Source organism: Pseudobdellovibrionaceae bacterium (assembly GCA_023898385.1).
Lineage (GTDB): Bacteria > Bdellovibrionota > Bdellovibrionia > Bdellovibrionales > UBA1609.
Genome location: CP060220.1, coordinates 1,756,605 through 1,778,235 on the forward strand (window position 1 = coordinate 1,756,605; position 21,631 = coordinate 1,778,235).

A 21,631-nucleotide genomic window follows, 5' to 3' on the forward strand; every position below is an offset into this window, starting at 1 on the left:
CGATGACACTTGTCGTCAACATGCTGCCACGAGCCCCTTTACTCCCCTCCTTGATCACGCTAAACCAGGTTCACGAGAGTGAACGATTCCTACCTTGGAGGAAACCATGTCTAGTACACGAGTTGTTGCAAATGATTCGCACAGTTTGGTGATGGGATATGTGGCGTGGGTGTTTGGATTTATGGGGGCTCACCGCTTTTACTATGGAAAACCCGTATCAGGGACCATCTATTTTTTCACTTTAGGATTGTTGGGCGTGGGTTGGGTCATCGATCTCTTTCTCATTCCGTCAATGGATCGAGAGGCTGACCGGTCGTACAAGAGTGGCAACATTAACTTCGATGTAGCTTGGCTACTTTTGATTTTTTTGGGCTATCTTGGCGCCCACAGATTTTATATGGGAAAACTCTTAACTGGGCTTTTGTGGTTTGTAACCGGAGGAATGTTTGGGCTGGGCTGGCTCTATGACCTGTGGACGCTCAATGAACAAATCAGTGAGGTCAATACACAGAACGTTCTGCCGTAGAAGAACTTGTCTTCTCTGAATTAGAGTTATAGACGTAGCTCAAATCCTCTTCGCGGCCCCTTGGCACTTCAATTGAATATGTTTACCGCCATGAAATTAACGAGTTTTCTGTTGTCATTTAATTTAAAGTTCATCGTCAGAATCCTAACAGTAACCGCCGTATTTTGTTGCCTGATTGCAAACGCTGACACTAGCGACGATTTATTGGGATTTGGCTGCAATGAGGCACCCAAAAGTGCCGGTCGAGATTTATCGACAATGACGGTATTATTTCAAGACTCCTATGCCCAACTTGATTCGTCTGATTTGAATATCCAAGACCAGGCCCAACGGTGCACCGTATTTTTTGCGGAAGAAATCAGCCGGCGGCTTTTAGGTCTCGCTGATCATCGACTCGCAGGGGATCTAGAGTCCGACGCCCTTCATCCCTATATCGCAACAATGCGAACTGTTTATGGACTGCTAGATGAAAACCCTGATGCCCAAGAGTATCTCGTCGCTGTACTCACCGAAAAGTGGCTACATGACTACCTCCCCATCCTGCTATCTGAACAAACTGCAGATGCTAAATCAGAAACGTACATGGTTCTCGGCGTGGTTGGAGGAAGTGCAGGTTTCTTCGCTCTTTCTAAAAAATTGCGCAAAATAGCCACAAAGGCGATTCGCCTCATACGCAAATCACTCGGCCATAGCTTTAAATCAGGTGGCATACGCCATTTTGCAATTAATGGATCTCGGCCCATCGCACTTTTTAGCGGCACCGGCGCTAGTACGATCGGCCATGAGTCGTCAAAAAGTCGCCTCGAACCTTTGAATCTCCCAAGCTTTCCTCCTGAGGTACTAGACGTTCCCGATTCGGAGGAATTATCTAAGCCCCAAAATCTAGGCAAAGACAACGCACGAGTGGAGTTACTTTGGCTAGGCGGAGCACTCGGCACTGGGCTGGCTGTTACTCCACTCATTGTAAATGGAGTCCTCACCGCAGGCCACCGAGCCAAACAAGTGATTGGCCCTTTGGCTGTAGCCACAAAAGCAAGTGGTGGCTTGCAGGCTGCCAGGGCTAGCGTATCAAACGCGACCCTTTCTGCACTTGCACGAATTGACAAAGCCCAACGCCTTCAAACTTTGGCGCAGTCGTTGCGTAAAACTAAGCTTTTTACATCCACAAATCTTCTAACGGTTTTGGTAGGAGCCGTAGCGGTCAACAAACTCGCAGATCTTGCAGACTCTTACGCCATTCAGTCTAATCTTGATCGAATTGACAATGACCTTGAGCGTTCTTTTGAAAAAATTCAATTGGCGCAAACAAATGATGACATGTTTGTTGCTTACCGTGAGTCTCTGAATCTAGCCAATCAACTTTCCATTTTTATGGCCATCATGGGCCTTGAACGATCGGCTACCATATCGGAATTCTATTCCGACATCCGCCGTCGCTACCTACATCCACAGTATTGTCCTTTAGGTCGTCCCCGCTTTATTAAACTATCACAGCTCATCGCAGATGGCGCCGATGACTTTAGTAAGGACTTAATAGCTCTCAATGACGACTCAACGGCAATTCAGTCGCGACTGTCCCAGTTTCATGAACGACTACTGCAGATTGATAGTCGGTACGTGTATTCAGCCACCAATCAGATTGGGCACTTGGGAAGACTGAACCAATGGCGACGCGACCCCAACCGGATTCTCCTAGCCATTGAATACCAGCTGAAAGAAGAGGCTGCTTTTTATAAAAACCAAATTCGAAAAAACACTCTCTCTAGACAACAAATAGAGACCTTGATTGAGTGCCCCGCCGCTGATCCTGGTGGCGCATAGAATTGGTAGAAACTGCACAAACCAAGGCCTTACAAACTCTATAACCGTTGAGTTAGTGACATTCTTTAAAACGTCAAAGCAATAAAATGCGGGCGTGCCGGTGACGAACTGCAACGCAAAAAGGAAAGGGATACCCTCCTAGAAACTGCACAAACCAAGGCCTTACAAACACTGTAACCGTTAAATCAGTGACATTTTTAAAACGTCAAAGCAATAAAATGTGGGTGTGCCGGTGACGAACCGCAACGCAAAAAGGAAAGGGATACCTTTCTAAAGTAAGCTTAGGAGCTCTTCACCAAAATCTTCTATTTTTTTTGCGCCTAAACCATAAACTTCGGCGAGTGAGGTTTCACAGGACGGGCGCTTGAGAACTAAATCCCTCAATGTTTTATCACTAAAAATCATAAATGCCGGCTGGTCATTTTTCTTTGCGTATTCTTTTCGCCACTGCCTGATCGCATCCGCCAGCAATTGCTGTTCGGCACTCAAATCAGTATCAAGCACAGTTTTTTTGGCACGTCTTTTTGATACGCGAGAAATCTTAGCCTGCACCATCTCCACACGAGGCCAAACACCTTCCGGAATATACACTTTCCTCGCATCCTCAGGAGAACAAGTGTCGCAGTGCCCGCAGTTTTCAATGCGCTTTTGATCTCTAAAGTAGGTCAAAATATCCGCATGCCGGCACTCCGAACCTTCTGCATAATGAACCATGGCATTTAGTGCAGACCACCTCTGGTTTTTAATAGTCCCGCTAGCTGTGGATTGGGTGATAAAAAATGACTGTAAACCCCTGTCCTTTTTCGAGTAGGCCATCAGACAAGTGGCTGGCTTACCGTCTCGACCCGCACGACCAATTTCTTGATAGTACGATTCAATATTGCCTGGCATTTGCGTGTGCACCACCAGTCGAACATCTGGATGATCCACGCCCATACCAAAAGCGTTTGTGGCGGCTAGAATTCGCGTTTTGCCTTGGGCATAATCTTGTTCCATTTGCGTTCTCTCGTTACTTGAAAGACCCGCATGATAAAATGCGACCGACTCTCCCTTATTTGATAAAAAATACGCCCACTCTTCGGTCTTTTTTCGGGTGCCACAATAGATGATGACTCGCCCCTCGGGATTTTTTTCAATGGCTTTTAAAACCAATGCCTCTTTTTCAAAGTCGTCGGCGCAAAACTCCACTTGATAATACAAGTTTGGGCGATAAAACCCATAAACATGTTGGTCTGGTCGATTTAGACCCAACTGCCGAATGATGTCCCTTTTCACAATCGGAGTGGCCGTGGCCGTTAACCCCACCATAGACACACTCGGCTTGACCTGCCTTAATATTTGAAGCTGAGAGTACTCGGGGCGAAAATCATGCCCCCACTGCGAAACGCAGTGGGCCTCATCTATGGCAAATAGATTTACGGTTTGTCTGTAGAGCCAAGGGGCAAACCCCGGTTTTTGAATGCGTTCCGGAGACAAGTACAACAAATAATTTTCGCTCTGAGCGATGTCTTGAAAGACTTTTTTGCGCTCATTCAGGCTCAGTCCTGAGTGTATGCAGCCGGCCGGAATGCCGAGAGCATTTAACCCAGCCACTTGATCATTCATTAATGCAATAAGTGGCGACACAACAATGGTCAGACCCGACCGCATGACGGCTGGGAGTTGATAACAAAGCGATTTCCCTCCGCCCGTGGGCATAATTGCCAAGACGTCTTGCCCAGATAAAATGGACTCAATAATCTCCCGTTGTCCTGTTCGAAAAGAGGAGAGCTTAAAATTCTGCTGAAGGCTTTTTTCTAACTGGTCGATTTAGTATTCTTCAAACACTTGTGCGAAAAACTCAAGGAACTTCCGAAGATTTTCATACAGTCCGTAGCCCGACTCCATGCGGACGCTCTCTGCCAATAACTTGGTGCCCATGCCTACACCACTTCCTGCCGCTGTGCATTTAAAGCATAAAATCTTTCGATAACGCCAATATGTACTTATACTAGAGCCGTTGACGGATTTCACAGTGAGGGATTTTTGAAAACGGCTGCCGACTTGATGACAAAAAATCCAGATACGTTTCAATCTGGCCAAGAGCTACGTGAAGTCACCACTATTTTTTTAAATCATAAAATTGCTTCTGCCCCGGTGGTAACCCCCTTTGGAGAAACCCTAGGGGTCCTTACAGAACTTGGGGTCATTCGAGCTTTTCTTCGCCTGCACCTCAAAGAGGATAAACATACAAAGGTCATTCACCACAAAGACCTACTCACCCCCGCCACATTTGTTAGTGAAGATGCCCCTCTCACTGAAGTGGTCGAGGCAATGATTAAATCAAAAACCCACAGGGTATTGGTTCAAAATGCCAGCCAAAGATTAACAGGTATTATCAGCCCAAAAGACGTTATTACTTTTTTAATCGGTGAGGACAAAGCGCAGATCACGCTTAAAGATCAGCTTCGACTGGCCGATGAAAAACTCAAGGCACTCACGGCGCAGGTGACAACCCTTAAAGATTCTCTACACAAATACCACGAGCTCTTTGAAGATAATCCCGCCATGGTTCATTCCGTAGATGCCAACGGACATATTGTTATGGCCAATCGAAGAATTCACGAGGTTTTAGGCTATGAGCCCGGAGAAATGTTAAATCTCACCATGTATGATATCTATTCAGAAAATGTGCATGGCGAAGCCGAAAAGGGATTAAAAACAGTCATGGAGACGGGGTCTCATAAAAGTGTTTACTCCACCATGATCACAAAAACGGGACAAAAAATTCGCGTTGACCTCGCCTCATCGGCATTGCGAGACCCGTCAGGTAAATTTATGGGATCAATATCTGTGTCTCGGCAAGTGGACTCGGAAGCCCTATTGCGAGCCCTGCACGGTGGTTTTTCCAGAGACACTCTAACGACTGGTGAGCTTTCAGAAATCCTCGATCGGATCGAAGAAGACTAAATGCTCACCCGCTTTAGAATTAAAGGGCCTCGTAACTAAAATTAAGAAGCAGATAATTCGAAACCTGTTCTGCCTCTTGCAGCAGCGGTTGCCTTTTGTATCGGTATTCATAGACAAGTTCGGCCCACTCATAAATTTTTGACGACAATTTAAGACCCACAGAGCTGTCTAAAAGATCTAAACCAGAACGCTCATCACCTGCGTCGAGCTTTGGTGAAAACGGCTGAAAAAGTTCTACGTCCATTTGATACTTTGTTTTTTTATCTATTTGACCCTTCCATGTAACCCCCACTTCGCCGCCTGACTGGGTATAACTGCTCAGCTGCTTCACCACCACCGTGTTGGTAGCCGCATCGTAAGATTTCACAGCCAGTTGCCCGTCAGCACTCACTTGCTGGGCCCCCAAGCCCACGCGGCCTTCTAAATCCATGTCTTCTGATTTTACAAGCGAAGCAAAAAGCCCCACAGACTCTTTCGTAGTGAGGGGTTTAAAGCCTTCTGTTAGCGGCAGGCTTGTGGATGTGGCAATGGTACCACCTAAAACATCTTTGTAAGTGGTTGTTGCTGCTCGAACGTCTTCGCCCTTAAAAATTGATGTTTGCAAACTGGCCTTGGCATAGGGTCCAAGCCAGGACGTCTCTTTGAGGCTATACAGATAAATGGTGTCATACTTTAAATCATCTTGTGACTTTACATAGCGGGGTAAACTTGCTGTGGACGACGTGGCCTGATTCAAGTCTAACGACTGCCTCCACTCCTGCTGGTCGGCAAACCATGTGACGCCACTGTTCACTGTGAGTCCAAATGTTTTGGTTTCGCCATCAACTTGACCAATTACTTTTGCACTCGATCCATAAGACAAATTGGCTCCGAACTTAAGTTTTGGATACCAACCCGCTTTCTTGTCTTTGGTCTCAGCGGCTTTTGGCTTTTCATTCTCTACCAACTCACCTTGCCCCCAAGAACTAACCCCAGATACCAACAGCCCAAAAACTAAAAAAAATCGCAACATGATTATCACCTCGACAAAAGTTATGGCTGTTCCTTAGCCTAATTTTTCGACGCGAACAACCCCATTCTCCCGGTCAAACTCACTGGATTGGCGGTTGTGTTAAAAAATTCAACATCTTGAATAATTTCAACACGATGAACACGGACTTTGGACTTAACTTCCGTCCTCCTGGGATTGGCAAAAATGCCCTCGACCTGTGTCCAGCGTTTTTGAAAATAACCAAATAATTTTAAAGGTTTTTAGCATGTGCGCCGATGAAATTTCAAGACACGGATATATATGTTTATGCAGTTTTACAAACGGACTTTATTTATATTCATCCATTTTGCTATCTACGGATTGGCAATGGCGCCGTGTGCCCTCACCCTCGCACAAATGGAAGATAACGTAAACAGCGAACCCACTGGGGCTGTTGATGGCAAAGATTCACGCACAGAGTTTTTTAAACTGATCCACGGCTCGCCTGAACTCACTCGCGTCAAAGATGATAACCGCCTCAAAGACGAACCGACCAGAGCTCCTGCGAGTAACAAAAACGACACGTATGATTTCCTACTTGGAGCCGAACACGCCCAAAATCCCGAAGAGCGAGTGACCTATTTTCTCGAAGTAAGAAAACACGACAATGTTCTTCCTGTACTTTTGCGGCAAAACCCTAGTCATTCAGCTCCCCTCTCGATGCGTTTGATGCCTGGCCAAATCATTCGTGTGGACGATACAGCCAGCGACTACCTTGCGACTTTACGCTTAGAGCAGCGAAACAATGGCGCCTGGAAAAAAATTGACGTGAGTTCAGCCCAAGAAAATCTAACCATTCATATGTATTATCAATGGCAAACCATGTTTTCAATTGGGGCAAACCTTCAGCCCGTGGAACTAAAGCTAAACATTCCGCCAGGGCGTAATGTGATCACAGTATTTAACAAGCCCGGCAGGTGGACTCCCACCGACTGTCAAGCCAGTGAAGATCTCTGTGTGGGATGGCCAGACCAATATGCTAAAGTCTTCTTGTTTGACACGAAGATCATTGACTTAAAAGAACACGTGCCCGGAGAACACGAGTTTGCATTGTTCTACAATGTTGGCTTTTCCTACAAAACCGCAAATGGCGATTATAAAAACGGCATGGGATGGATCCCGGCTTCGCAAGCTGTACGCAATCTCAATTTCTTGCCTCAATCTTTAGACAAGGTGAGGTCACTTGCGGCGACCGGCTTTATGACAGAAAAACAACGACGAGAGCAATTTCAAAGTTTCTTTCTATTTAAAAAGAATGCCACGACGTTGGACAGTCAAAATACAAGGTGGACCCGCTTTGACAAGAACAATCGTGGCCAGGGGCTCTTCGATGTTAAAATTGCCTGGGATGCCATCTTTAAAACAGGATACAACAACCTGAACCAGACTTTTCTTACTGATCCGCTGGTGCAGTACGTGGTCACACCTGGTGTTCGTGCGTCGGCCCCTATATTTATAGATTTGGATATCTCTGGCGAAGCTAACATCTCAATGCCCGTGGCATCTGAAGGTAGCCTCGAGCCAGCCTATATTTTAAAGCTCGACCAATGGCTCACGTACACGGCTCCCCTGAGGCTGGGTGATACGCCCTTGCGATTTGGGTTCGGGGGATATTACACCACCATGCTAAACTCCAACTCTAATTACGGATTTCGGTCACTGGTCGGATTTCAAGGCAAAGTCCAATTGGAAAATGCGACAAATTGGTACTACATTCGATATGGCGCTGTTGGCGCGGATTTAAATTTTGAATTTCGTAACAGAGAAGTAGGATTCGGCCTCGGATACAGGCTCGACCCCGACCGTCGTTTTGACGGCTGGTCCATATTTGCCGAAATTTCGGATACTCAGTACAAGTCCCCTAATACTGAAACCGTCACCGATCTGGATCAAATTGCCATTGGCGTGATGCGCGGATTCTAGAACCAAAACCTTGCCCTTTCACGTTCGGCACACAAGTTCAACTTAAATCAAAATCAACAAAGATATGTTCAAGTTTTTCTCACTTTCTGCCGATATATAAGACATGGGTTTTACGGAAGAACTCCCCTTTTTAGCCGCTCCAATGGCTTTGGCCATTGCCAGCCTTTTTGTGCCAATTATTATTAGGTTAGCCCATCGCTATGGCTGGTTATCGGCTCAAGATTTTAGACGAAAAGAAAACACCCGAGTTCCACTACTCGGAGGATTGGCCGTGTATTTGAGTTTTGCCATCTCAAGCTGGGTGTTTCAGATTGAATCTTCTTATGCCTTGATTGCCGCGGGCTTACCCCTTGTCCTTGTTGGAATTAGCGACGACATTTTTGAGTTGGGACCTAAGTTTCGATTTCTCACGCAGGCCGTTTCTGTGGCCATTTGGTTGGCACTGACCCCATCTTCTCAATTGTTACTTTCTCAAATGGGCGCCCATGAATGGGTCAGTCTGGGGATCACGGCTTTTTGGATCATTGGTATTATCAATGCCCTTAACATGATTGATGGGGTGGATGCCCTAGCCGGCGGCTTTTCCACCATTGCCTGTTTGTTTTTAGGAGCCATGGGCGGACAACTCGTATCAAGCCCCATAAATCTCGCAGCAGGTATTTTAGGGTTTTTATTATTCAATCGTCCCCCTGCTAAAATTTACCTCGGTGAAAGTGGCAGCACATTTTTGGGTCTCTCTTTAGCAACGATGGGCGCCACGCTATCGCCAGAAGCTGTAGGCCCGCCATCGGTACTCATTCCCCTTTTTCTTTTAGCGTTTCCTGAAGTCGATGCGATAGCTTCAATCATTCGACGAAAGAGGGCCAAATCTTCGGCCCTTAAAGCCGATCACGATCATATCCATCACAAATTAAAAAAGGTGGGCTTTGACACTAGACACGTACTTGCTGTAGTTTACGGCGCCACCGTCTACAGTGGGTTAACCGCATTCACTATCTTTTTTCTTGGCAATCATTGGGCCACTTGGGCCATTGGGATACTTGCAACGGCGGGGCTATCCACACTGCTATGGGCCATACTCTACCTTGAACATCGACAAGCCCATCAGGTTTATCGATTTAGTCGTACGCTCCTTGAAAGACATCTCCCCATGGATCGCCCCTTCTTATTTGATCCTGAAAACTTTCACGCCACCATTTACGACTTGCTCCCCTACTATAAAGAACTTCAGTATCGCGGGGTCGCTGAAGTAAATAACTTCATTCAAGATTTTTCAGCGTATGTTTTAGAAAATCACCCCCATGCCTCACTCAAAGCCGTGGGATCTTATTCTGTAATGGTGGTAGAACCGTTGCGAGACGACCATAAGAGTCTAATCCCCGCACTGCCTGAAAAATATTTCGATCTACTGGTCCGGCACAAGGTCAAGAAGAACGACGATGTGGTGCCCTGGGGAATGTCTTTTTATTCCTCACAGTTTCAAACGGCCGCCTTTTTTAAGAAATTTGACATTCCGACGGAAAAGCCCCTTCGCCAAGCGGCCTAGCCCCCCATCTAAACCAGACAGACTTTTCCTTATGCCCTTATGCTTCGTGGCATTTACAAATCCCAACCACTAGATATAGGATGCCATTCACATAAGGAGAACCCCTATGAGAATATTTAAAGCTATAGCCTTAACGATCATCGCCCTAAACCTCACCGCCTGTGGCGTTCGCTCCATTCCGAAAGCCAAACTCAATGTGGAAGAAAAAGCTGCCGAGATCACCAATCAATACAAGCGCCGCAGTGACTTGGTTCCTGCTCTTGTCAAAGTTGTCAAAGGTTATGCCACCCACGAAAAAGAAGTCCTCACTCGGGTGACAGAAGCTCGGGCAAAAGTTTCACAAATGAACCTGGATGTGAGCCAACTTGATCCGCAAAAACTAAAAGAGTTCCAAGCGGCCCAGGGTCAGCTGTCGCAAGCCTTAGGGCGTCTACTTGTGAGCGTGGAAAGATATCCTGATCTCAAGGCTAATCAAAATTTCCGCGACCTGCAAGCCCAACTGGAAGGCACTGAAAATCGAATTGCGATCGCTCGCCAGAGATACATTGAATCTATTAAGCTATTTAATGAGCAGATCTTAGTATTCCCGACGAATTTGACCAATAAAGTATTTTTTCATTATGAGAAAATGCCACAGTGGGAAGTTGATGCTGCTGAACAGGTAGAGAAAATGCCTGAGGTTGACCTCTAGTGCTAGTGAGAATTTTTCTCAGCGCCCTACTCACCTGGGCCTCTATGGCCTGGGGTGCCGAGTTTTCGGTGCCTCCACTTAGGGGCGCCGTAAATGATTATGCAGCTATCATTAGCCCCAGCGACGAACAACAACTAGAACAGTTATTGCGAGCGGTTCACTCAAAAGCTCATATCCAAATGGCCATCCTCACCGTGACTAGCCTGCAGGGCTACGCCATTGAGCAAGCCTCTATTGCCATCACTGATCAGTGGAAACTGGGCGACAAAGACCGAGACGATGGACTTTTATTGCTCGTAGCTCCAAATGAACGACGGGTTCGAATTGAAGTGGGCCAAGGATTAGAAGGGCAGATACCTGATGCCATCGCAAACAGGATCATTCAAAACGTGATCTTGCCTGAATTCAAATCGGGACAATTTTCACAAGGCGTACTGCTGGGGACAACCGCTCTGGTCAATGCCGCTGACCCTAGTCTTGATTTGTCGAACATTGTCAGTTCTTCTACGCTAAAGAAAGTACGATCCAAGGAAGCTTCGCCATTTAAAAAACTCATTTTCAATTTTATTGTTTTTATCTTTTTTATTTTGTTTGTTCTCGGAGGGCATCGCCGAGGCGGACTTGCGGGATTTTTACTTGGGTCCGCCCTTGGACATGGCATGGGACGCGGTCGACACGGCGGGTTTGGCGGCGGCGGTGGCTTTGGTGGCGGTGGCGGCGGATTCAGTGGCGGCGGCGCTTCGGGAGGCTGGTAGAAATGAAATGTCCAAAATGGCTCAATGATTATATGACTGACGAGGAACTCTCTGAAATCGGTGGCGCCGTGACCTCGGTAGAAGAGCGCACAACGGGCGAAATCGTGCCGGTGGTGGTTCGAAGATCTTCCACCATTGGGCATGTGCCAGTTATTCTCATGTTGGTATTTATATTGGTCGGCATGATTGCCTACAGTGTGGGATTCCTCTCTGGCCACCTCGATGAACATTGGTTTCTTTCGCTCGCCTATCTCACTTTGGGGATAGCGCTCGTTCGATGGCTGGCATCAGTGCCCGCCGTGTGCCGATGGCTTACATCAGCACAAGATCAGGTGGAACAAGTCGAGCAAAGAGCGCTTATTGAGTTTTATAATCATGCCGCTGATCGCACAAAACGCAACACTGGCATACTGTTGTTTATTTCGATGCTAGAACATCGAGCCGTGGTTTTAGCCGACAAAGCCATCGCAGACAAACTGCCCCCTGAAACCTGGGATCACGTTATAGTTGATATGCTAAAACTTCTAAAACAAAAGAGACTAAAAAGTGCCATGATCTCAGGCATTGAGTCCTGCGGAAAAATCCTTTCAGAACACTTTCCAAAATCCGCCGATGACAGCAACGAAATCTCGAATGGTTTAATTATCATAGAATAATGAAATTGATTTCACATTCACCTTATACTTGGACAAAGTGTCGTCCCCGTCTGAAGACAACCAAATCGCCAACACATCGTGAGGCCCATCGAGCTTGGCTTTTAACGCGAACGGCTCAGTAGACTCGTTGTGCTCAATTGACCACTGCATATTTTCGCTGATTAATTCGCTCAATGGGTGCTGGCGGGTGTTGCCTATTAAGTCAGTTTGATCCACCAAATTTAAAAAATAGATTTTGTCGATTCCCACACCCTCGGGCGCTAAACTATAAAGCTTTTTTATCCAATCCGCTGCGATGGCTTTTTGAAAAAAGTTAAGGCGGTTTTCTCCCTTTAGAACCAGCCCCAAACGAAAGCGAAAGTCATCCGCCTTTTTTTGACCCTGTCGCATTTTTTGTTTAAACTTCAGATCACCCTCGATTTTCAATTTAACTTCTACAGCATTTACGGCAAGTGCTTTTTCAAGCGGATAAATCAGCGGACTTGCCGATTTATCCACGTCAATTGTTAAACCTTCGCTATCAAAAACCACTTTGTTGGCCGGAATTTTTCGGTAGGTCAAATTTTGCCAGCCATTTGAAGATTGCAGAGGAATGGCCAAGACTGACCAAAGCACCGTGAGCCCCTTATTTTTTATCCACATCACCTGAGTCGACCTCTCCTTAATTAAATTATTCTAATGCAGAAAAGAATATATGATGTAAGAATATGTTCAATGTTAAGTTCTATGCGCGCAAGTTTTACTCCGACGGGAGGATTTTTCTACCATTACTCGGCATGGCGATACAATCGGTCGCTATGGGGGCCTTTTCGGCATAAACTCAATGGCTGGCTAAAGCGTTGGAACCCTCAACAGAAAAATCTGGTGTTAGTGGGTGCCAGTGGCGGCTACTCACTGAATGAAGATTTTTTGTCTCGATTTGACAACCTCACCTGCATAGACCCAGACCCATTGGCGCGTCTTCTTTTTAAACGACGGTTTTCTGATCTCTCTGTGCATTGGGTGGAGCATGATTATTTTCGACTCGACACTTCTAGTCCCCAACCTCATGGATGGAAACAGATTTCCAATGACTTCTCTGACCACGCCATACTCATCTGTAATTTTCTCGGACAAGCTCCACTGCTCCTTGCAAAACAGTTTAAAAATGAAACATTTAATAAACAATATGTAGAATGGAAGACCTACTTGAACCTGGCCCTAGAAAATCGCTCTTGGGCGTCTTATCACGATCTCTATTCAGCATCAAAACCTGAGCGCACCTCTGCACCCACTGTCATCGATCATTTGACCGCTGACCTATTCATTCGATATAGATCAAAAGAACAATTCATGTGGCATCGGCTACCGACGGAAGTTCACTTGATTGAAGCTCTCTACAGCTAAGTCGGGCCTGCTACTTTAAAGGACCTTGAAATGAAAATTTTTTTGAACACCGTCTTTTTTTTAGTATTGGCACTAGCTTGTTTGGCTGATTCGCCATTGGCGCCTCTGAAGCTCGATCATCCGCGAGATACGGTTCATTCTTTCATACAAGCGATGAATGACTACAAACATGGCCTCGATACTGGTGACAAGGCTCTCCAATCAAGAATTGATGATGCTGCTCGCACACTCGATCTCACGGATGTCCCCTTTATCGTCAGAAAAGAAAAAGGTCATGAAGCTGCAAAATTACTAAAAGAAGTCATCGATAGAGTGATTGTTATTAACTATGATTTGATACCAGACAATCCCAACAGGGACACGCCCTGGCGCCTTAAGGATACAGAAATCAAAGTCTTTAGAGTCGACAGCGGCGAACACAAGGGTGAGTTTTTGTTCTCCAAAGAAACGGTGGAACGGGCCAAAGAGTTTTATGAAAAAGTAAAAGACCTTCCCTACCTGGCCAACAGCGGACAAGGGGCCGGATACAAAGCGCCGTGGACAGAGCGCATGGTCCCTCACTGGGCGAGGGGAAAATTCTTGGGCTTAGAAAAGTGGCAGTGGCTGGGTTTATTTCTTGCTATTTTAGTTGGCCTTATTTCAAAATTCTTAGCCTCAAAGGTCGTCAAGGTACTCAAAAAGTTCGCGCCCCAACGAGCCGACTCACAACGGCAAGTGCTTCTGGATGCTATCGAAAAGCCTTCTGGGCTTTTTTTGGCATCCTTATTTTGGCTTTTGTCTCTACAGCTTCTGCAACTCGAAGGATTGACTTTGAAACTTTTGACCTTTGTTGTGCAGGTCATATTGAGTGTCAGTATTATTTGGGCGGCCTACCGTTTGTGTGATGTGGTTACTGCCTACCTTTTGGGCTTGGCACAGAAAACGGAGTCCGATTTGGACGACCATTTGGTGCCACTGGTCTCAAGGAGCCTTCGAATTTTCGTTGTGGTCATGGGAACTTTATTAGCCATTGATAATCTGGGCTTTGATGTCATGTCGTTGATAGCTGGTCTTGGTCTGGGAGGCTTGGCCTTTGCTCTTGCCGCCAAAGACACAGCGGCGAATCTCTTTGGATCCGTAATGATTATACTGGATCGCCCGTTTCGCATAGGCGATTGGATCAAAGTGGGAGACATGGAGGGGACCGTTGTAAATATTGGCTTTCGATCCACCAGATTGCGCACATTTTATGATTCCCTTGTCTCCGTTCCCAATAGCGCATTGGCTAATATGAATATCGACAATATGGGATTAAGGCAGTACCGAAGGGTGCGCGCGACCCTGGGTTTAACCTACAACACTCCACCAGATAAAATAGAGACGTTCACGGCAGGCATTCGAGAGCTGTTGATAAAACATCCAGCTGTGCGAAAAGATAATTTTCATGTAGTATTTCAGGGATACAATGACTCAAGTCTCGATATTATGCTTTATTACTTTTTAGACGTACCTGACTGGGCTTCAGAGCTTAAGTACCGACAAGAATTGTATTTAGAAATCTTAAAACTAGCCCAAAACATCGGCGTGAGCTTTGCGTTTCCATCGCGCAGTATTTATATGGAAAGTGGAAATATAGATTTGGCGGCTAAAACTCCGACAATTTAAGCGGCCGAAAACCAATGCTCTAGACGTTGCTCATCGGTTTTGCTTCGAAGCGGCAGAATCGCAAGTCGGCGACGCTGTTCGGGCTCTTGATTTTCAATAATATAACAAGTGAGCTCAACGGGTTTACCACCGGTGAGCTTACTCATTCGCACCTTAAAATATCCCGCCACCCAATCAGGCAAAGCGTCTCTCACCAACACTCCACCCACCGAAATATCAACTGAAGTGGTCTCAAAACGTCGCCCACGACCCAGAATTTCTATTTTCATTTTTTTTCGATAACGCTTAAATGTCCGCGGTATAAAAGACTTATCTATGTCATGAGAAATATCAATCTCATTAGAAAACTCATCCACATCAGGAAGATTATCTACCACACTCTTAGGCTGGTGATCCACTTTATCGACCCGATCCAACTCGATCAGGTCAGCCAGGTCTTCTTTTGAATGAATGGGCGGTTTTGGTTTTGCAGCTTGCGGCCGGCGCGGCACAGCCGCCACTCGCCCCGGACGCGGCGGCATCTGATTTGAAAAATCTATCTGCCGACTGAGAGATTCTGTCAGACCAGGTACCTCTTCCACTGGCTGCCATTGACGCCATCCCTCTCGCCACACGAACCATGACTGCAACTCTTCAGAACCTAAAGCTGTACAAATGGCTCTGGCCTCATCAAAAAAGATTCCGTCAACCTTATGACCTGAATCTGTATTAAAAAGACACCAAAGGTGTTGACGTCGTTGGCTAATAGGATCCCCCTAAAAACACTTTTTCGAAATAAAGCCCTTGCCGTTCTTCATTGGTACGACATACCAACTGCTGCTGTGAGAAGACACCGACAACTGCTTGCCTTGTTTTGCTGAGAACAGAACTTTACCCTTAGACGATGGGGTTGATCTCACATTGCAAGTTCGCTTTAATTTCAAGCGGCTACGCGACTGCTTTTTCATGGTCGTGATTCGTCCTTCTCCGGAAGCCATCGCCGCCTGTCGTACTTTATCATCATTAAGTTTTGACGACTCTGAACGGTTGGCTGTTTCTTGCGTCTCGTAGTTTTTACGAGAGTCCAAAGCTTCTTTCCGCCGCTGATTGAGGTCTTGCTGCTTGGCTTCTGTTTGTTTTCGCAAGGTTTCTACTCGAACTCCAGAATCCTCGGCTCGCTGCTCTGCCTGCTCGGCTTCTGACTCCGCCATCGCCACATCTTCGGACAAGCGATCCATCTTCGTACGCATGGCACGCATTTTTGCTTCATTGTCTAGAGCGGCTTTTTTGGCTTTGTCTAAACGCCCTTTGTATTCACCTATTTTTTTATTCAACTTTACTGACTCTTGCTCCGACTCTTTTGTGGTCTTAATTAGCCTTGCGGCACTGTCTTGTTGGTGACGCTTGGCCTCTTCAAGAGCCGCAACAGCATCATCCCGCTCCCCTTGCACTTTTTGAAGCTCTTCTTCAAGCACCCTAACTTTAGAAATAATGGTGGCCGTCTTGGCGTCTTGGCGCTCTCGCTCTTGCCTGGCCACCTCAAGCTCTGTTTTCACTTTTAAGAGTTGATCATTCACCGTTTTTACTTTTTTCTCGTAGGTGACATATTGCCGCTCAGCCTCTTGTTTTTTCTGTCCTTCTTTTTTTTGCTCGGCCTTTAACTTTTCGATCTCGCGCATCAAGCGATCGGTTTCCTCTTTTGCATCGCGCTCTTTGGATCGGGCCTTGGAAATAGCCTGCTGGGCGTCTTCTCGGGCCTCGTCTAATCGTTCTTGCTCTTCTTGGCGCATGCGCTCGGCGCTTTCTTTGCCAGCAATGGCAGCGTCTGATTCTGCCAATGCCGCGTCGACACCCGCTTCTACATCGTCGAGATCCTCAGCTTGAGCTGGTAGGACCAACCCCAGTCCCAAACAAACCATCAAGGAAATTAGCCATTTTTTGCATTTATCCATTTTCCACATTGTCGTTGCCCCTTTTGCCGTTGAACCAATGGTCTTTTCGGCAACATCCGCAGAATCATTTAGAAAAATTGAAAAAAAAAGCTGAGTGACAATGAGCGCCATCTACCTGGCTGAAGTTTTTTCACCGCCAACCCCAAAATTGAACCCCTACTTTGGGCCAAGGAGGTACTGGCAAAAATAAAATTATTTTAACAATTTCAATACTTTACTGAGATTGAGCTTATTCCAAAGCGTTTTTGTCAAAGACTTCACCACGGACTGGAGCGTTCCAACTTGGATCCACACCAAGATCTTGCGGGTCTCAAATCCAATAGAAGGCCACCAAATAGGTACCTAAAGTCTGGCACGGCCGTTGCTATAGTTAAAGGTATCCCCCCTTAGCGACCTGGCCCCCCCCCATTACCCTCCAGGTCGCTTTTTTTTTGCCTAAAGCTGATCAGCCCCAACTATTCCCTGCCTATCGAGCCTTTTGACGAGCCTGGTTCTCTTCGCGTGCCCGCCCCTCACCGAACAATAGTCTTTTGTTGAGGATTGGTCGGGGGTTATCGCCGTCGCTGCCAGAATCTCTTACACTGATTGAATGAATCGACTCTTGCTATTTTTATTCCCCATGGCCCTCATTGTTTTTAATAGCCCACGAGTGTTTGGGATGCACATTCTTCTGGATCCCGGCCACGGAGGCAATGACCGAGGCGCTGTTCGTGGCCATTTAAGGGAAAGTGAAATCACACTGGAAGTGGCCAAAAAACTGGAGCGACTGCTTAAACAAGACACGCAGTTTCAGGTGAGTCTCACTCGAAGCGAAGATCGTTTTGTGTCGCTTTCTGAACGCACAGAGATTTCCGACCAATCCAATGCGGATTTGTTTTTAAGTATTCACGTGAACGCATCACCGGACGTGAGAGCGCGTGGCGCCGAATTTTATTTTCAAAACCAGCTGCCTCCGGATGAAGACTCCCTCTTCCTGGCCAGCCTTGAAATGGAAGGTCATGGCCACGAAACGGGGACCAAAGACAAACCCCACGAAGAAAATCCACGAGGCGTCGCCCTAACAGATCTAAAAAGTGATGTGGCCAACATTGTGCGCGACCTACATAGAAATAGTAAAATTTTTCTGAGCAGCCAATTGGCAGAAAATCTAATGCTCAATTGGGCCGGCACCAAAAAGTCGCGGCGGCACGTCATTCGGCAAGCTCCCTTTTATGTGGTCAGCCACGTTAACGTTCCTTCAGCCCTTGTAGAAATTGGCTTTCTCTCTCATAAGCGCGAAGGGCAGCAGCTGGCCGACTCGGCCTACCAAGATAAATTGGCCGATAGCATTTATCGAGGCCTGGTAAATTTCAAAGAATTCGTAGACAAATAATCCCCCACTGCCTACAAGACTTCTATGCGTACAGACGGAAGAAGCCCCCAAGAAATTAGAAGTTTAACAATAACCCCTGAAGTCATTCGAAACGCCGAAGGCAGTGTTCAGATTGATCTTGGCCACACCCGCTTGATCTGCACGGCCAGTGTCGAAGCCAATGTCCCCAAATGGCTGTCGGGCTCAGGGCAAGGTTGGATCACCGCTGAATACGGTATGTTACCTCGCTCTACCCATACCCGGTTGCAGCGCGAAAAAGCCCTGACCGGCGGACGAACCCAAGAAATTTCACGCTTAATTGGGCGCAGTTTACGTGCGGCCGTGGAATTAGCAGCACTAGGTGAAAAACAAATTTATGTGGATTGTGATGTTATTCAAGCAGACGGCGGCACGCGTACGGCAGCCATTACAGGTGGCTTTGTCGCCTTGGCTTTGGCGTTAAAGTTCATGCATGATCAAGGTCAGATCAAAAGTATTCCCCTAAAAAGCTACGTTTCGGCAATCAGTGTGGGTCTTAAGGGTTCAGATTTACTGCTAGACCTCAATTATGACGAAGACTCTTCTATCGATACAGACATGAACTTTGTGATGACAGACTCTTTTCATTTTATCGAAATCCAGGGCACGGCCGAAGGGCAACCTTTTGATAAAGATCAACTAGATGCTATGGCTGATCTCGCAAGAGCCGGCTGTCAAACGCTGTTTGCGGCACAAAGAGAACTTTTGGGCCAGTTTTTATTACTGGGAGCACAAAATAGTTAAGGAATTACTCATGGACATTTGGGTCGCCACCTCTAACACGGGAAAGTTGAAAGAGTTCAATTCACTGCTTGGTCCGTTGGGCTACACTGTGCATGGTCAAAAAGAACTCTCCTACTTTTCTTCTCCTGAAGAATCCGGAGAGACCTTCATTGCCAATGCTCGCATCAAGGCCAATGCTCTTAAAAAAGTGAAGCCTGGAACTTGGGTTATTGCAGATGATTCCGGCCTTGAAGTGGAGGGCCTGAATAATCTTCCGGGGGTACACTCGGCAAGGTATGCAGGTCCACACGCGCGTGATGCCGAAAACACGGCCAAACTTTTGAAAATGGTGGGGCTTCGAACAGCCAACAATAGAAGTGCGCAATTTCGATGTGCGCTCGTCGCCTATTCGCCAGAGGGTCATGAAATCGTTTGCGAAGGATTGTTGAAAGGGGAAATTGCCCGTGGCATGAAGGGCTCTGATGGCTTTGGCTACGACAATGTTTTCATACCTGAAGGCGAGTCAAAAACCTTGGCTGAGCTAGGACTTCTCTTTAAAAACAAGCACTCGCACCGAGCCGTGGCGTTGAAACAACTTATTCTACACCTCTCGGAACTAAGAATTTAAAGGCAAATGCTGTTGCCATTGCGATTGATCCGGCCAAATATCAATAGGATCGAGTGAAGCAAAAATATCAATTTGTCGTTTTATTTTTTGCCCGGGGCCGATCAAGGCCAAACGACCGCCACGTCCCTCGAGCTCAACCGCCAGCGAGTGAATAAATTTGATGCTCTGTAGACTTAGAAAAGGCGCTTGCGTTAAATCGATGGCCATAAATTTTCTGCCCAATTCGTAAGCTTGTGTGAATCGAGCTTTCGCTTCGTCAAAGTTAAAGGCATCCACTCGCTCTTTGACATTCACGAGCACTCCAAAATCTAAATCTGAGTATTCCACCACCATATTCAAATTATTTGAAATGCCTGCATTTGTTGTCAACGCTACCTAGACTTCATAGTTATTCTGCGCTAGAACCCCGATATGCCTGAAATGAAGATATTCTCCGGAAACACCAACCCAGAATTTGCGCAGCGAGTGGCTGAGCACGCAGGTGTGGAGCTCGGAAGGTGCCAATTCGGCCGGTTTGCCGATGGAGAAGTACAGGTGGAGATCCATGAAAGCGTGCGCGGGACCCATGCCTTTGTAATTCAAAGCACAAGCCCGCCTGTGAACGAGAGCTACATGGAGCTTTTCATGATTCTCGATGCGCTGCGGAGAGCGTCCACCCACGAGATCTCAGCCGTTCTGCCCTACTATGGATATGCCCGGCAAGATCGGAAAGTGGCTCCAAGAGCTCCCATTTCAGCAAAATGCGTGGCCAATCTACTCCGCACGGCGGGTGCAGAGCGTCTGATTACCTTAGATTTACACTCATCTCAAATTCAGGGCTTTTTTGATGGCCCTGTGGACCACTTATTTGGAATTCCCACTCTGGCCAGGGCTTGGCGGGAACGCCACGGCACCGGCGACGATTTTGTCTGCGTTAGCCCCGATGCGGGTGGCGTGGAGCGTGTAAGGGCCTTTGCAAAACGCATTAAGTGCTCTCTGGCCATTATCGATAAGCGTCGTTCTGGCCCCAATGAGGCCAAGGCCGTGAATTTAGTGGGTGATGTCAAAGGGAAAACGGCCATTATTTTAGATGACATGATCGATACCGCAGGAACTTTGACTCAGGCTGTTGACAGTTTGCTGAACAATGGGGCAAAAAGGGTCTTCGCTTTGGCCACCCACCCGGTGTTGTCAGGCCCGGCCATCAGTCGCCTCAAAGAAAGTGGCGTGGAGAAGGTGTGGGTCACTGATACCATTCCGTTGCGTGCCGAGGCTCGGGAGTGCCCTAAGTTTGAAGTCATTTCCGTAGCCCCAGTGGTTGCTGAAGCCATTAAGAGAATTACTAATTATGATTCGGTGTCTGCTCTTTTTGATTGATGAGCCAGGCCGACAGAGAAACACGCTACGAGGACAAACATGGCACAAGTACAAATTGAAATTCACACTCAACCACGCAAAACGGGAAAACATTTCTCCAGAGCTTATCGACGTGACCGCCAGGTTCCAGCCGTTGTTTACGGCCCCAAAATCAACAATATGATTTTCAACATCAGTGAATTGGATGCCACCCGCTATTCAAGCCACGAATTTGAAAACACAATTTTCGTATTAAAATCAGATGATGGAAATTTGAATAATCTTAAAGTCCTTAAGAAAAGCACTGAGGTCAACCCTCTAAGCCAGCGCCCCGTTCATATTGACTTTTTTGCCGTTGATATGGATCAAACGGTGCGAGTTCCCGTGGAAGTGATTTTTGAAGGAAAGCCCGAAGGCCTGCGCGATGGTGGCGTTCTAAACATTTCTCGTCGTGACGTGGAAGTAGAGTGCTTGCCGTCAAACATTCCTCATAACCTCACCATTGATGTTTCTGGATTGAAGCTCAACGAAAACATCCACGTTTCAGATTTAATAATTCCTGAAGGCGTAAAGCTTATCACGAGCGGTACAGAAACCTTGGCCGTTTGCGCTCAACCTAAAGAAGAAGCTGCGGCAGAAGAAACCGTGGCAACTGAAGGTGCTGAAGGCGCTGCTGCTACTCCAGAAAACAAATAAT

The 21,631-nt window shown here is 46.8% G+C and carries 21 protein-coding genes; 15 read left to right on the forward strand and 6 right to left on the reverse strand.

Going from position 1 to position 21,631, the window contains the following annotated elements; all coding sequences use genetic code 11:
- The first annotated feature begins 106 nt into the window (after positions 1-106).
- Both H6626_07845 and H6626_07850 read left to right on the forward strand, forming a co-directional pair.
- A complete protein-coding gene (locus tag H6626_07845; GenBank protein ID USN46137.1) occupies positions 107-526 on the forward strand; it encodes a TM2 domain-containing protein in 420 nt (139 codons plus the stop codon).
- Positions 527-616: 90 nt separating this feature from the next.
- Positions 617-2,347 carry a hypothetical protein gene (locus H6626_07850; GenBank protein USN46138.1) on the forward strand — a complete coding sequence of 577 codons (1,731 nt, stop codon included), beginning with the start codon at positions 617-619 and terminating at the stop codon, positions 2,345-2,347.
- Between the two features lie 270 nt (positions 2,348-2,617).
- On the opposite strand, the gene H6626_07855 is transcribed toward H6626_07850, so the two are convergent.
- On the reverse strand, positions 2,618-4,156 hold the full coding sequence (locus H6626_07855; GenBank protein USN48981.1) for an ATP-dependent DNA helicase RecQ: 1,539 nt from the start codon (positions 4,154-4,156) through the stop codon (positions 2,618-2,620).
- Between the two features lie 216 nt (positions 4,157-4,372).
- Between H6626_07855 and H6626_07860 the strand changes: the two genes are divergently transcribed.
- Positions 4,373-5,296 (forward strand): PAS domain S-box protein, encoded by a 924-nt coding sequence (locus tag H6626_07860; protein USN46139.1) that lies wholly within the window; start codon positions 4,373-4,375, stop codon positions 5,294-5,296.
- 19 nt (positions 5,297-5,315) lie between these two features.
- Here H6626_07860 and H6626_07865 read toward each other — a convergent pair whose 3' ends face one another.
- Complete coding sequence (locus H6626_07865; protein ID USN46140.1) at positions 5,316-6,308, reverse strand: hypothetical protein; 993 nt, start codon at positions 6,306-6,308, stop codon at positions 5,316-5,318.
- Between the two features lie 279 nt (positions 6,309-6,587).
- Here H6626_07865 and H6626_07870 point away from each other — a divergent pair, with 279 nt between their 5' ends.
- The 5 genes from H6626_07870 (at position 6,588) to H6626_07890 (ending at position 11,897) form a co-directional block, all read left to right on the forward strand.
- On the forward strand, positions 6,588-8,249 hold the full coding sequence (locus tag H6626_07870) for a hypothetical protein (GenBank protein USN46141.1): 1,662 nt from the start codon (positions 6,588-6,590) through the stop codon (positions 8,247-8,249).
- A 103-nt stretch (positions 8,250-8,352) separates the two neighbouring features.
- On the forward strand, positions 8,353-9,795 hold the full coding sequence (locus H6626_07875; GenBank protein ID USN46142.1) for an undecaprenyl/decaprenyl-phosphate alpha-N-acetylglucosaminyl 1-phosphate transferase: 1,443 nt from the start codon (positions 8,353-8,355) through the stop codon (positions 9,793-9,795).
- A 106-nt stretch (positions 9,796-9,901) separates the two neighbouring features.
- Entirely contained in the window at positions 9,902-10,486 is a 585-nt protein-coding gene (locus tag H6626_07880) for a LemA family protein (GenBank protein USN46143.1), read from the forward strand.
- A complete protein-coding gene (locus tag H6626_07885) occupies positions 10,486-11,241 on the forward strand; it encodes a TPM domain-containing protein (GenBank protein ID USN46144.1) in 756 nt (251 codons plus the stop codon). The genes H6626_07880 and H6626_07885 overlap by 1 nt, the downstream gene beginning before the upstream one ends.
- 2 nt (positions 11,242-11,243) lie before the next feature.
- A complete protein-coding gene (locus H6626_07890; protein USN46145.1) occupies positions 11,244-11,897 on the forward strand; it encodes a hypothetical protein in 654 nt (217 codons plus the stop codon).
- Here the strand turns inward: H6626_07890 and H6626_07895 are convergent.
- Positions 11,880-12,542 carry a hypothetical protein gene (locus H6626_07895; GenBank protein ID USN46146.1) on the reverse strand — a complete coding sequence of 221 codons (663 nt, stop codon included), beginning with the start codon at positions 12,540-12,542 and terminating at the stop codon, positions 11,880-11,882. The two genes, H6626_07890 and H6626_07895, sit on opposite strands and share 18 nt — an antisense overlap.
- 69 nt (positions 12,543-12,611) lie before the next feature.
- Between H6626_07895 and H6626_07900 the strand changes: the two genes are divergently transcribed.
- The gene (locus tag H6626_07900) at positions 12,612-13,283 is read left to right on the forward strand and encodes a hypothetical protein (GenBank protein ID USN46147.1); all 672 of its coding nucleotides are present in this window, start codon (positions 12,612-12,614) and stop codon (positions 13,281-13,283) included.
- A 30-nt stretch (positions 13,284-13,313) separates the two neighbouring features.
- Complete coding sequence (locus H6626_07905) at positions 13,314-14,927, forward strand: mechanosensitive ion channel family protein (protein USN46148.1); 1,614 nt, start codon at positions 13,314-13,316, stop codon at positions 14,925-14,927.
- Here the strand turns inward: H6626_07905 and H6626_07910 are convergent.
- Together H6626_07910 and H6626_07915 are read right to left on the reverse strand one after the other, a co-directional pair.
- Positions 14,924-15,508 (reverse strand): PilZ domain-containing protein, encoded by a 585-nt coding sequence (locus H6626_07910; GenBank protein ID USN46149.1) that lies wholly within the window; start codon positions 15,506-15,508, stop codon positions 14,924-14,926. The two genes, H6626_07905 and H6626_07910, sit on opposite strands and share 4 nt — an antisense overlap.
- A gap of 174 nt (positions 15,509-15,682) precedes the next feature.
- Positions 15,683-16,867, reverse strand: coding sequence for a hypothetical protein (locus H6626_07915; protein USN46150.1), 1,185 nt, complete (start codon positions 16,865-16,867; stop codon positions 15,683-15,685).
- A gap of 649 nt (positions 16,868-17,516) precedes the next feature.
- Here H6626_07915 and H6626_07920 point away from each other — a divergent pair.
- From H6626_07920 to rdgB, 3 genes are read left to right on the forward strand one after another with little or no spacing between them, the layout of a single operon-like run.
- Positions 17,517-18,230, forward strand: a complete 714-nt coding sequence (locus tag H6626_07920) for an N-acetylmuramoyl-L-alanine amidase (GenBank protein ID USN46151.1) — start codon at positions 17,517-17,519, stop codon at positions 18,228-18,230.
- 24 nt (positions 18,231-18,254) lie between these two features.
- On the forward strand, positions 18,255-18,992 hold the full coding sequence (gene rph, locus H6626_07925; protein USN46152.1) for a ribonuclease PH: 738 nt from the start codon (positions 18,255-18,257) through the stop codon (positions 18,990-18,992).
- A 10-nt stretch (positions 18,993-19,002) separates the two neighbouring features.
- Entirely contained in the window at positions 19,003-19,599 is a 597-nt protein-coding gene (rdgB, locus tag H6626_07930) for an RdgB/HAM1 family non-canonical purine NTP pyrophosphatase (protein USN46153.1), read from the forward strand.
- On the opposite strand, the gene H6626_07935 is transcribed toward rdgB, so the two are convergent.
- Positions 19,588-19,968, reverse strand: a complete 381-nt coding sequence (locus H6626_07935) for an STAS domain-containing protein (protein ID USN46154.1) — start codon at positions 19,966-19,968, stop codon at positions 19,588-19,590. The genes rdgB and H6626_07935 overlap by 12 nt on opposite strands.
- Before the next feature lie 42 nt (positions 19,969-20,010).
- Between H6626_07935 and H6626_07940 the strand changes: the two genes are divergently transcribed.
- Together H6626_07940 and H6626_07945 are read left to right on the forward strand one after the other, a co-directional pair.
- A complete protein-coding gene (locus H6626_07940) occupies positions 20,011-20,955 on the forward strand; it encodes a ribose-phosphate pyrophosphokinase (protein ID USN46155.1) in 945 nt (314 codons plus the stop codon).
- A 39-nt stretch (positions 20,956-20,994) separates the two neighbouring features.
- A complete protein-coding gene (locus tag H6626_07945) occupies positions 20,995-21,630 on the forward strand; it encodes a 50S ribosomal protein L25 (GenBank protein ID USN46156.1) in 636 nt (211 codons plus the stop codon).
- The last annotated feature ends 1 nt before the right edge of the window (position 21,631 follow it).

Excerpts from the sequence above, each read along its gene's own strand:
- H6626_07845 (USN46137.1), top strand. The coding sequence starts at position 107 with ATGTCTAGTACACGAGTTGTTGCAAATGATTCGCACAGTTTGGTGATG.
- H6626_07850 (USN46138.1), top strand. The coding sequence starts at position 617 with ATGAAATTAACGAGTTTTCTGTTGTCATTTAATTTAAAGTTCATCGTC.
- H6626_07865 (USN46140.1), bottom strand. The coding sequence starts at position 6,308 with ATGTTGCGATTTTTTTTAGTTTTTGGGCTGTTGGTATCTGGGGTTAGT.
- H6626_07870 (USN46141.1), top strand. The coding sequence starts at position 6,588 with ATGTTTATGCAGTTTTACAAACGGACTTTATTTATATTCATCCATTTT.
- H6626_07875 (USN46142.1), top strand. The coding sequence starts at position 8,353 with ATGGGTTTTACGGAAGAACTCCCCTTTTTAGCCGCTCCAATGGCTTTG.
- H6626_07880 (USN46143.1), top strand. The coding sequence starts at position 9,902 with ATGAGAATATTTAAAGCTATAGCCTTAACGATCATCGCCCTAAACCTC.
- H6626_07890 (USN46145.1), top strand. The coding sequence starts at position 11,244 with ATGAAATGTCCAAAATGGCTCAATGATTATATGACTGACGAGGAACTC.
- H6626_07900 (USN46147.1), top strand. The coding sequence starts at position 12,612 with ATGTTAAGTTCTATGCGCGCAAGTTTTACTCCGACGGGAGGATTTTTC.
- H6626_07905 (USN46148.1), top strand. The coding sequence starts at position 13,314 with ATGAAAATTTTTTTGAACACCGTCTTTTTTTTAGTATTGGCACTAGCT.
- H6626_07915 (USN46150.1), bottom strand. The coding sequence starts at position 16,867 with ATGTGGAAAATGGATAAATGCAAAAAATGGCTAATTTCCTTGATGGTT.
- H6626_07920 (USN46151.1), top strand. The coding sequence starts at position 17,517 with ATGCACATTCTTCTGGATCCCGGCCACGGAGGCAATGACCGAGGCGCT.
- rph (USN46152.1), top strand. The coding sequence starts at position 18,255 with ATGCGTACAGACGGAAGAAGCCCCCAAGAAATTAGAAGTTTAACAATA.
- rdgB (USN46153.1), top strand. The coding sequence starts at position 19,003 with ATGGACATTTGGGTCGCCACCTCTAACACGGGAAAGTTGAAAGAGTTC.
- H6626_07940 (USN46155.1), top strand. The coding sequence starts at position 20,011 with ATGCCTGAAATGAAGATATTCTCCGGAAACACCAACCCAGAATTTGCG.
- H6626_07945 (USN46156.1), top strand. The coding sequence starts at position 20,995 with ATGGCACAAGTACAAATTGAAATTCACACTCAACCACGCAAAACGGGA.